This is a genomic window from Hydrotalea sp. AMD, assembly GCF_004100315.1.
Lineage (GTDB): Bacteria > Bacteroidota > Bacteroidia > Chitinophagales > Chitinophagaceae > Hydrotalea > Hydrotalea flava.
In genome coordinates, this window is record NZ_SCKY01000040.1 from 1 (window position 1) to 11,533 (window position 11,533).

At 33.8% G+C, this 11,533-nt stretch carries 10 protein-coding genes and 1 pseudogene; 10 read left to right on the plus strand and 1 reads right to left on the minus strand.

The annotated features are described in order from the left end of the window. The first annotated feature begins 165 nt into the window (after positions 1 to 165). The 8 genes and pseudogenes from EO766_RS17040 (at position 166) to EO766_RS17070 (ending at position 9,229) form a co-directional block, all read left to right on the plus strand. Positions 166 to 681 carry a DUF6680 family protein gene (locus EO766_RS17040; RefSeq protein ID WP_074420270.1) on the plus strand — a complete coding sequence of 172 codons (516 nt, stop codon included), beginning with the start codon at positions 166 to 168 and terminating at the stop codon, positions 679 to 681. Positions 682 to 1,262: 581 nt separating this feature from the next. After that, entirely contained in the window at positions 1,263 to 1,697 is a 435-nt protein-coding gene (locus tag EO766_RS17045) for a DUF6326 family protein (protein ID WP_074420269.1), read from the plus strand. A 15-nt stretch (positions 1,698 to 1,712) separates the two neighbouring features. Next, positions 1,713 to 2,414: a DUF4386 domain-containing protein gene (locus EO766_RS17050; protein WP_074420268.1), complete on the plus strand. Its 702-nt coding sequence runs from the start codon at positions 1,713 to 1,715 to the stop codon at positions 2,412 to 2,414. Positions 2,415 to 2,708: 294 nt separating this feature from the next. Continuing rightward, positions 2,709 to 3,143, plus strand: a pseudogene (locus EO766_RS18495) (carboxypeptidase-like regulatory domain-containing protein); the annotation flags it as partial. A gap of 27 nt (positions 3,144 to 3,170) precedes the next feature. Then, positions 3,171 to 5,219: an outer membrane beta-barrel family protein gene (locus EO766_RS17055; protein ID WP_287101626.1), complete on the plus strand. Its 2,049-nt coding sequence runs from the start codon at positions 3,171 to 3,173 to the stop codon at positions 5,217 to 5,219. Between the two features lie 77 nt (positions 5,220 to 5,296). After that, positions 5,297 to 5,461 carry a hypothetical protein gene (locus tag EO766_RS17060; RefSeq protein WP_179853758.1) on the plus strand — a complete coding sequence of 55 codons (165 nt, stop codon included), beginning with the start codon at positions 5,297 to 5,299 and terminating at the stop codon, positions 5,459 to 5,461. A gap of 81 nt (positions 5,462 to 5,542) precedes the next feature. After that, the gene (locus EO766_RS17065; RefSeq protein WP_074420266.1) at positions 5,543 to 7,021 is read left to right on the plus strand and encodes a radical SAM/SPASM domain-containing protein; all 1,479 of its coding nucleotides are present in this window, start codon (positions 5,543 to 5,545) and stop codon (positions 7,019 to 7,021) included. A 21-nt stretch (positions 7,022 to 7,042) separates the two neighbouring features. Then, complete coding sequence (locus EO766_RS17070) at positions 7,043 to 9,229, plus strand: peptidase domain-containing ABC transporter (protein ID WP_074419534.1); 2,187 nt, start codon at positions 7,043 to 7,045, stop codon at positions 9,227 to 9,229. 12 nt (positions 9,230 to 9,241) lie between these two features. Here the strand turns inward: EO766_RS17070 and EO766_RS17075 are convergent, their stop codons facing one another. Next, on the minus strand, positions 9,242 to 9,469 hold the full coding sequence (locus tag EO766_RS17075) for a hypothetical protein (protein ID WP_143439152.1): 228 nt from the start codon (positions 9,467 to 9,469) through the stop codon (positions 9,242 to 9,244). A 518-nt stretch (positions 9,470 to 9,987) separates the two neighbouring features. Between EO766_RS17075 and EO766_RS17080 the strand changes: the two genes are divergently transcribed. After that, entirely contained in the window at positions 9,988 to 10,632 is a 645-nt protein-coding gene (locus EO766_RS17080; RefSeq protein WP_143439153.1) for a DUF5343 domain-containing protein, read from the plus strand. Next, a complete protein-coding gene (locus tag EO766_RS17085) occupies positions 10,625 to 11,212 on the plus strand; it encodes a Swt1 family HEPN domain-containing protein (protein WP_074419536.1) in 588 nt (195 codons plus the stop codon). The genes EO766_RS17080 and EO766_RS17085 overlap by 8 nt, the downstream gene beginning before the upstream one ends. Positions 11,213 to 11,533 lie beyond the last annotated feature (321 nt).

The following is an 11,533-nucleotide window of genomic DNA, read 5'->3' on the forward strand; positions in this document are numbered from 1 at the left end:
GCTTCTGTTGCAGCTTGACGATAGTAATTTGGCTTTTAGTTGTTAACTTCAACTTTGGTTTTTAAATCGGCTTCGGTTATCGGCTGGACTTTATAAAATCCCCTGCCATCGCCAAGCCCTGTTCGTTGGTGGCAAGGCGGACACCCCAATCATCAAAAAACATAAATGGAGACAAAAGACATCATCATGACAGTTGCAGTGCTGGTTGGACCTATCGCTGCTATTCAAATTCAAAAATGGTTAGACAACCGTAGGGAAATAAGGGGGCGAAAATTGAATATTTTCAAAACACTTATGACTACACGAGCAACACGAGTTTCATTAGAGCATATACAGGCATTAAACATGATAGACATCGAATTCATTGGGAAGAAATATCAAAAAGTGGTTCAAGCATGGCGACAATATCACGACATGCTTTCCAATAGTAATCCTCAAGCTCAGGACTGGAGCAACCGAATTGATGATTTGTTTATTAATCTTCTTTTTGAAATGGGGCAAGTGTTAGGCTATTCATTTGACAAGGTAATGCTTAGGAGAACTGCATATTCACCAATTGCTCATGGTGACTTAGAATTTGACCAACAGGTTATTAGAAAAGGATTGTCAAATATTATGAAGGGGGAAGCCGCTTTACCAGTCTACTTTGTTAATGGAAACAACACCGAAACGCAAGAATAGCCCAGCCACCAACATGGGGTTTGCTGCTATGGCGGGGCGACAAACAAAACTTCAGCTATGTGCAGTCGTCAGCAGCAGTTCCAGCGTGACGAACAAAGCCAGGCTTTAGTTCTTATCTTCAACTTCCAAAACAAACCTGGGTAGCGGTTCGGGCTGGGCGTTCAACGAATACCGCCACATCGCCAAGCCCTGTTCGTTGGCTGCAAGGCTAAAGCGACCAGTATGAAAATTTGTAAACTCTGCGGACTTCCCAAAGTATTAATAAAAAAATCGCATATCATTCCTGACTTTATGTACAAGGGAATGTTTGACGAAAACCATAAACTTGTTCTACAACCGTTTAGACAGGGGGACATCAACACCTTATCTTTGTTCAGCACCAGTTCCCAGCTTGACAGAACGCTATTTCAGCCACATCGCCAAGCCCTGTTCGTTAGTGGCAAGTGTATCGGCCGACCGTTTCCAGTTTACAGCAGACTATAAATAATTTATTTCCCTTGTAACTTTTTATACGATTCAATCGTTTCGTCAGTTCGTTACACTAAAAGCAGACAATTATTAACTTAACCCTAAAGAGATTTATGAATTCAAGTGGGACAAATACAAGTGATTTTGAAGACTTAAAAGTTAATATCAAAATCAAACTTTCGGCACTTTGGGCTTCTGTTACATTTTTTTATATCTATGGCGACTATTTTGAACTCTATGTGCCTAACAAAGTGCAAGGGATAATCAATGGTAACAGTATGCTTGACAATCCAGTAAAATTGTTTGCAGCTTCAGTATTATTGGCAGTTCCAGCCTTAATGATTTGCTTGTCTGTTATATTGAAACCCCGAATAAATAGAAAGTTAAACATAATTGCAGGTTGCTTTTTTACAGCAATTATGTTTTTGATTGCAGTTACATCAATTTCAGAATGGAGAACCTTCTATGTTTTTTATGCAATCGTCGAAAGCATACTTACTTCAATAATCGTATGGTATGCTTGGAAATGGACAAAAGTAAAAAATTAAATTACCAACTGAATTATGGCGACAGATTTCTCAAACAAAAAATTAGCAAGAATTGCAGGACTTTTATATTTAGGAGTAGTAGTAACAGGGATTTTTACTTTAATGTATGTGCCTTCTAAACTTTTTAATGCAGATAATGCTTCTTTGGTTTATCAAAATATTGCTTCAGCTCAAACACTTTTACGGTTTGGAATCGTTGGCGGACTTTTATGCTATACATTTTTTCTTTTCTTGCCACTCGTACTGTACAAATTATTGAAATCCGTAAATGAAAATTATGCTAAACTAATGGTGCTTTTAGCGGTTTTGAGTGTTCCCGTATTTTTCTTAAATGTTCAAAACCTATTTTCAATTCTTTCCCTTATCAAAGAAGGACAAAATAAATTAGGGTTATCAATAGAGCAAATCCAATCGCAGGTAATGTTATATCTTGGACAGTATGACAACGGCATGCGAATTGTGCATATATTTTCAGGACTTTGGTTGTTCCCTTTCGGTTATTTAGTTTTCAAATCCGAGTTCCTGCCCAAAATTTTAGGAGTATTACTAATGTTTGGCTGTTTTGGATACTTAATAAATTTCTTAGGCCACACTCTAATTCATAACTACTCTAAAATTGGAATATCATCATACATAAGTTTACCAGCAAGTATTGGAGAAATTGGAACTTGTTTGTGGTTATTAATTGCGGGTGTAAAAGACAAAAAAACAACTTGACGACAAAAACGCCTGCCACCAACAAAAGTATTTGCAAAAGCAGGGCTGGACATTGTGACATCAGCTATATGCAATTATCAACAGCCGTTCTGGCTCGACGTTCAATGTTCAGCTTTAGTTCATAACTTCAACAACATATTTTCAAATGGGCATTTGTACCGGGCTGGACAATCAATGAATTCCCTGTCTTCGCAAATACTCGAACGTTACTTGCTATTTTAAAAATTGACACACAAAGCGGGATTTATGTAACAAATAGTATGTGCTGAATAAAAGACAAACAATAAAACAAGTATGTACTTTAATATAAAACCTCAACAAGTTTGCACCACATTTGCAAGGCACACAAAACCTTTGCACAATAGCAAACCTTGCAAAAGAGGTGCAAACACGGCTTTATTCAGCAAACCCAACTTAAAGTTTATCTCATTAATAGTAGTAATTTTTATTTCAACTTATGTAAATAGCCAAACAATAAAAGGCAAAGTAACAGACATTAATAATTATCCTTTGGAGTTTGTAACTGTTACTTTAAAATGCGATACAACGTTTAACAAAATTGCGTTAACAGATTCGGTCGGCAATTTTATAATTGATAACTGCCCGTTGAATAAAAAATATTCTCTCAATGTTTCATTTATTGGGTTTAATACTATTGACACAACTTTTATTGCTAACTCAAATAAAAATTTCAATTTTGTTTTAACACAAAACAACACACAATTAAAAGCAGTAACAGTAACCAGTAAAAAGCCTTTGATTGAAAGAAAAGTTGATAGGTTGGTTTTTAATGTAGAAAATAATTTGCTTACAACAGGAATGAGTTCTGATGAAATATTTAAAATAATACCCGGAGTAAAAATTGATGAATTAGGAACTATAAGTATTAATGGCATTTCGGGTGCTGCTGTAATGTTAAATGATCATTTATTAAATTTAAAGGGAACTGAGTTGGTTTCTTTTTTGCAGGGGCTTCATTCGCAAGATATTTCTTCTATTGAAATAATTGCACACCCATCTGCAAGTTTTGATGCCGAAGGTGCAGGCGGTATAATTAAAATAATAACCAAAAAGAAAAGAAGTAAGGGCATAGAATTGGGTGTGGGCAGCACTTACAAGCAAGGTGTTTATGCCAAATTTCTTGAAGATGCGAGTGTAAGTTTTAAGAATGAAAAATGGGTTGTATATGTTTCGCTAAATAATAATAATTCTAAAAATTTTTATGAAGGAATCAATACAAGAACAATTGAAAATAATCCATATTCGTTTTTCAGATATAACAATGCAACTTCAAAAGGAAATGGATTTGGTTGGCGTGGCGGCTTTGAATTTGACATTGCAAAAAATCAGACTATCCAATTTGAAACTATTTCTAATTCAGGTAATAGAAATACTTTGAACTCATTAGTAAACACACAAGTATTTTTAAATAACATTCTCGATACCACAGTTAAATGTCTTAGCCCATATAATGGTAAATCAAAAAATTCTACTTATTCATTCAACTATAATTGGACAATTGATGCTTTGGGGAGTACATTTAAAGTTTTATCAGATTATTCTGTTTCAAATTCTTTATCGAATGATACAAGTTTAAATAGTTATTATGATAAGAATAATATTTTTGTTTATCAGTTAAATAGATATGGGAATGTTGGAGATTCGCTGCACATTTTTACTGTACAAAGTGGTTTGAATTATAAATTCAGAGATAAAAAAAGCAACATACAATTCGGCGTAAAATACAGCAATGCTAATAATTTTAATGGTAACGATTACTTTTTGTATAACTTCTCAAATTCAGAATGGCAAAGTGATACAACGCAAACCAATCATTTTCGTTACAGAGAAAATATACTTGCAGGTTATTTGAATTTTAATTCAAAAATTAAGCGATTAGAATATGAAGCAGGGCTAAGAATTGAGAACACACAATCAAAAAGTATTTCAACAACAACCAATACACAAGTGGCTGATAATTACACGCAATTTTTTCCCGATGTGTTTTTAAAATATTCATTAAACGATAGTATAGGCAGATATATTTCTTTGAGTTATTCAAAAAGAATTTCACGACCGCCTTATATTATTCTAAATCCGTTCAAATATTTTTATGACCAATACACTATTAAACAAGGTAATCCTTTTTTACAACCAACAATTGAATATTCTCTTGCTGCAGATTATGCTATAAACAATAAGTTATCATTTTCATTGAATTATTATTTTAGTAAAAATGCTTTATCAGATGTTTATCTTTCGCAGGGAAATTATACAATAGAAACCTTCGCAAATTTAAGTTCAGCAGATGGCTACTATCTTGAAACGACTTACACAAATGATATTACAAAATGGTGGAACAGTATGGTAGATGTAGCTTTTGTAATTTCTCGATTTCGTGCACCCGATTTTGAGCAACATTATACAGGCATCAATTTTTCGACTACAAATGCCATAAAATTTAATGCTCGTTTAAGTTTACAAAGCGATTTAAATTTTTCGTCAAAAGGCTATGACAGATTTTCAACAAGCAATTACAATTCAGCTGTTTTAAATATTGCATTTCAATACAAACTTTTAAAAGATAAATTACTGTGCCGAATAGGAATGAATGATATTTTTTATAGAGAAGGAAATATGAGTTTAACTGAAAACTATCAAGGACAAATTACAAACACATTATTTAAAAGAGATACAAGAGGTTTCTTTATAGGCATAAGGTATAATTTTAAAAAGGGATTAAAGAAAGAAAACAAGCAAATTGAAAAAAGTAACAACGATGAAATGCAAAGAACAAGTAATTAAAAATATTGTAGGCCAACAATGGGAAAATTGCCGAAAATCCCTAAAAAGAGTAGGCATTAAATTCAAAAATGTTTTTTATGAAAAATGAAATTCAAAAAAAGCAGTTTCAATTAGATGCAATTAAATTGCTTGAAAACGCAGAAATGCAAAAATTAAAAGGTGGTTTAGCCGCATCTGTTGATTGTGCATGTAAATCTGGTTGCAGAACAGCATGTATCAGCGGAGGTCAAGTAAGCAATTAATTAGAAATTGCTTTTAGCTTTATGCGAGAGTTGAGTCTTTTGAGATTCGACTCTCTTCTTACAATTTAAAATATAAATATTATGAATATATCATTTAATCCAGAATATCATCTTAAACCAGATGAAGGCAGAGTTTTATTAATGCCAAGCGAAATGTTTCGTTCATTGCAAGACGGATCGGATAATAGCTACGAGTCTGTTATACACCCCATTTATGCTATGATATTGGCGTTTTTTAATAATACTGAATATGAAGAAGGAATTAGAAATGCTTCGAACTATCTGAATGTAAGTATTGAGTTCATTAAAAAATTTATTGACCCTTTAATTGAAAATGATGATATTATTTCTTTTAAAAACGATAATCAATTAGACATAGTCTTTCCAAGAAAAACTCTCATCAGAAACATTCTTGAGAATAGTAAAAAATATAATCCAGAGGATTTTATCTATGAAAGTGTAGACATCTCTCATAAAAGACATAAAACGCCAACAGATATTACATTAATGGTTAATACAACATGTGCTACAAATTGTTTTTATTGCTATGCAGACAGAAGAATTAAGACAAGTTGCAAAATACCATTAGAAAGAGTTTATGAATTAATTGATGAAGCAAAATCATTTCATGCTAGAAGTTTTGAAGTTATTGGCGGAGAATTTTTCCTTTATAAAAATTGGAAAGAGGTTTTGATTTATTTATATGATAGTGGATTTCATCCTTATATATCAACTAAAGTCCCTATTTCAAATGATGCTATTGACTTTTTAGCATCAAATAAAATAACTGATATACAGGTCTCATTGGATACATTAGTTCCTAATAATTTGACAGAAATACTCAATGTAGATAAAGCATATATTGAAAAAATTAAAGAAGCTTTAATTTACTTGAACAAATCAAATGTTGGAGTGTACTTGCATACAATTTTAAATAGCAAAAATCAATCACCTAATGACATGAAATCAATTTACGATTTCATAAAAGATATGAATAATATTGTTACGTGGAGAATTGACAAGGCGGGGCCTTCATTGTATTTAAGTGAGGATAGCTATGAAAATTACAGAGTAAATAAACATAAAACTACTGAAACATATGAATATCTTAGAAAATTAAGCGAGCAATATACGAAATTTGCAATATTGCCTGATGGTGTAAACCCAATAGCTATTAATGATAGTCCAAATCCAGCAATCAGAGAAGGAAGAGAGAGGGCATCTTGTTCCGCAAATTATTCGCAATTATTTATTTTACCTGATGGGAATGTTACTGTTTGTGAAGAGTTATATTGGCATGATCAATTTATAGTAGGAAATGTACTTGAAAGTAGTTTGTTGGAAATATGGAATTCAGATTTTGCTAAATACATTCGAAAAATTCCACAAAAAAAAATACCATTTGATAGTGCGTGTAGTACTTGTGCCGAATATGATTTATGTAGAGATTTGAATAAAATATGTTGGAAAGATGTTATTAAAGCATACGGTAATGATAAATGGTATTATCCCGATGTTGCCTGTTCAAAAGCCCCCCCCTTGAAATATCATGTGGAATAGTATACCTCAAATATCATCCTAATGGCAAGATATTATTTCCGAGTGCAGCTTCAATACGATACTATGGATTGCGGACCCGCTTGCCTTTCCATGCTTTCAAGTATTTATGGTAAAAAATATTCCTTACAATTTATACGAGAAAATTGTTCCATCACTAGCGAGGGTGTATCCTTATTAGGTATTACTGAAGCTGCAAAAAAAATTGGCTTCAAAACTATTTCTGCAAAACTAACTATCAATAATCTTAAAGAAAGTAAGGAAACTCTTCCTGCAATCCTTCATTGGAATCAAAACCATTTTGTTGTATTGTATAAAATTAAAAACAATAAATTCTACATAGCCGACCCTGCCCATGGATTGGTAAAATTAAACGAAGAACGCTTTAAAAAAAGTTGGTTAAGTGAAGAAGATAAAGGCGTGACCTTATTTTTAGAACCAACCGAAGAATTTTATAAACTGCAACCACCTGCTTCGGCTCAGGTTAAAATAAAATTCCTTTTTAAATATTTAACGACCTACACTAAGCAATTATCTTGGATGTTTTTATTGCTTTTGTTAGGAAGTGCTGTTACTTTAGTATTTCCATTCCTAACGCAAAACCTTATTGATAAAGGCATTCATGCAAAGAATATTAATATCATCACTACTATTTTGTTGGCTCAATTGGCTTTATATATGGGTAGCATTGCCATGAGTATTTTTCGCAACTGGTTATTATTATTTGTTGGTACAAAACTGAGTATTAAAATTATTTCCGATTTTCTAAAAAAAATGTTGCAATTGCCCATTAAGTTTTTTGATACCAAAACGATGGGCGATTTTAATCAACGCATTCAGGATAATGAACGAATAGAAAATTTTCTTACATCACAAAGTTTACTCACGTTTTTTTCAATTCTCACATTCACCGTTTTCTTTGGTGTGCTTTGGTATTACAACATAATAATATTGTTGGTGTATATGACGCTAACTGTGTTATCGGTTGTATGGTCGTATTACTGGCTACAAAAGCGAAGGCAATTAGATTATTTACGTTTTCAACAACGCAGCGAAAATCAGGAATCTATTTACGAAATGCTGAATGGTGTTACAGAAATGAAATTAAACCAGTTCGAGGATTTTAAGCGTAACAAGTGGGAAGAAATTCAACACAAACTTTTCAACATAAATATCCGTATTTTAAAACTTGACCAATTGCAACTTTCGGGCTTTGAATTTCTCAATCAAATAAAAAATATTCTCGTAACTTTTTTAGCAGCCAGTTTTGTAGTACACGATAAAATGACATTAGGTGCTTTGTTAAGCGTATCGTATATAGTAGGCGAAATGAACTCGCCTGTTAATCAGTTAGTCAATTTCTTTCGCTCTTTACAAGATGCTAAAATAAGTTTAGAAAGATTAAACGAAATACAAAATCATCTTCTTGAAGAAGAACCACAGGCACAAAAAATTATTAGCAAAAATAATGATGAAGGAATTATTTTAAAAGATGTTTCGTTTCAATATGAGGGTCCGCATTCACCTTTTGTATTAAAAGATATTTGTTTGCAAATACCCACCGGAAAAGTAACGGCAATAGTAGGCACAAGCGGAAGCGGTAAAACAACTTTAATGAAATTGTTGCTTAAATTTTACGCTCCTGTTGAAGGATATATTTTCTATAACGGAATAAACTTAGAAGAATTATCACCCAAAGAACTCCGAAAAAGTTGTGGAGTAGTAATGCAGGACGGATATATTTTTAGCGATACCATTGAAAGGAATATTGCAACAGGTGATGAAAATATTGATAATGAAAAATTAGCGCTGTCAGTAGAAATGGCTAACATTAAAACATTTATCGGAAATTTGCCATTACATTATAAAACAAAAATTGGAGCATCGGGAATTGGTATCAGCAGCGGACAACGGCAACGAATTTTAATTGCAAGAGCCATTTATAAAAATCCCGATTATATTTTTTTGGATGAAGCCACCAGTGCTTTGGATGCTGAGAATGAAAAAGTAATACACGATAATTTGCAAACCTTTTTTAAAGGCAAAACAGTTGTAATTATCGCACACAGATTAAGTACTGTAAAAAATGCCGACCAAATTGTTGTATTAGAACAAGGTAAAATTGTGGAAATTGGCAATCATGAAACGCTCACCAAACAAAAAGGTAAGTATTTTGAATTAGTAAAAAATCAGTTAGAATTAGGAAATTAAAACAGACAAACCCTAACCAATAGACACATAAAAATTAGTGAGAGACGAATATTTTTTGTATAGACAACTGTTTCCTGCATTGACAGAACCATAAACTTGACAAAGAGAGGCATAAAAACCGAATGAAATAGCGTATCCGCCACTAACAGACAGGTAACCGGCACACACAGACGCATAAAAATTGGTGAGAGATGAATAACCAACGCATAGAGACGAATAACCAAAGACAATGACATTCATTTCCACGACAACAATATGCAATTCCGTCAATACAAGATGCGTTACCAGGACAATCAACATCGTTTTCAGCACAGTCAGACAGGTTTTCAGTATTGTTACATCAATAAAACAGACAACGAACATCATTTTCAAGACATAGATATTCAATTTCATAACATAGACACATGTTTTTCGACACATTGACAGGGTAAGCAGCAATATTAGACCAATAAAAACGACAGATACACAAATGAGCATTGCAACCACTTTGCAAAAGCCCACAAAGCAAAGCACAGATGCTATCTTTTACAAACAGGTTGCAAGTACGAACAATGAACTTTTGTATTTCAATTAAACAGACAAGAAGCGAAGAAAAACAGCAAGTAACATAGTATTTGCAAAATGCGGGGCAGAGCAGTTAAATGCTCAACATTAGTAATGCTATTTTACTTTTGTGCGAGTTGTGAGCAACAGAATAAAAAATATCCGCACTTCGCAAATACCTGATCGTTGCCTGCAATATTTAAACTAACATGCTTATGCTTTCTAAAAAGTATCTGAACAGCGTAAAAAATTTACCCGCAATCATGAAAAAGATTGTGGAAGGAACTGCTCCCGACAAATTCACGACTGAACACCTCAAGAAAATTGGGTTTCCGAGTAGCAACGACAGAGCACTGATTGGGGTATTAAAGGATTTGAAATTTATTTCTGAAAGTGGGACACCTACCCAGCGTTATCATGACTATAGAAATTCTTCAAGGTCGAAGAATATTTTAGGGGAAGCTCTCAAAGAAGCATATTCAGACATCTTTCACATAAACGAAAAGCCTAGTCAAGCAGATCGTCCAGCAATTACCGGTTTATTCAAATCTACGCACAATGTAAGCGACCAAATTGCCGGTTTTATGGCTAACACATTTCTTTCATTGCTCTCGATGGCAGACATTTCTGGAACCCATAAAGCACCATCTAAAAAAGAGACAGAAAAGCCCAAGAAAGAAGAGGAACATCAGCAAGGTGACGAACCGCCTCCGCCACCAAATAATCATAGCGGAAACGGTACTTTTCCTTTAATACCTAATTTGAGATATAACATCGAAATCCACTTACCTGCTTCAAAAGACATTGAAGTTTACAATGCAATTTTTAAATCTTTAAAAGAACATCTACTAAATGACTGATAAACCCAACATAAGGGAGTGGATGTTTCGAGCACTGATGTTTGAAGCGGAAGCAGAGCAATTCAAATCCGCTGGAATTCGAATTGGAGCGGACACAGAACAAGCGGAAAAAGCATTAATGGAAGAAACTCTTTCACCTTTCCCTATTCAGACACGAAACGAAGGGTTGCGAATGGCTCGACTTTACGCATTGGTTAACTGTTTTGAAAATTCAGTGAGAGATCTGATCAAAGAGCGTTTAAAGGAAAAGTTCGATACTGATTGGTGGGAAAAAGGAGTTCCAAGAAGCGTAAAAGATTTTGCACAAAAGCGGCAGCAAGCAGCAAAAGAAAATTCATGGCTGGAAGGTGACAATACAGAGCTAATAGAATTTATAGAGTTCGGACATTTATCCGACATTATCATTCAAAACTGGACAGACTTTTCAGATTTAATTCCGACACAGCACTGGTTGAAACAGAGACTTGACGAGCTTGAAAAAGCAAGAAATTATATTGCTCATAATAGACTATTACTTCCCTCAGAATTTCGAAGAATTGAGCAGTATATAAATGATTGGAACAGACAAGTAGGCTTCTAATACTGCAGGCAACATTGCATTGGCAATATGGCGGGGCGACGAATATATTCTCAGCTTTTGTTCGCTCATCAGCTTCAGTTTCGGCAGACGAATAATGCCTAGCGATAGAATAAACAATGAGCTTTTGTATCTTTAACCAGCAGCAGCACCGGGCGGACGGAACACAGAATACCGCCACATCGCCAATGCTTTAACGTTGCCTGTCATGCCCAACAACCCGTTTAAAGTTCACGGCTGATATTTACAACTTTTTATTTTTTCATTTTTAAAATTTCATAATAATATGGTTCATTCGCCTAACAGCAGTTGGACAAAATGCCC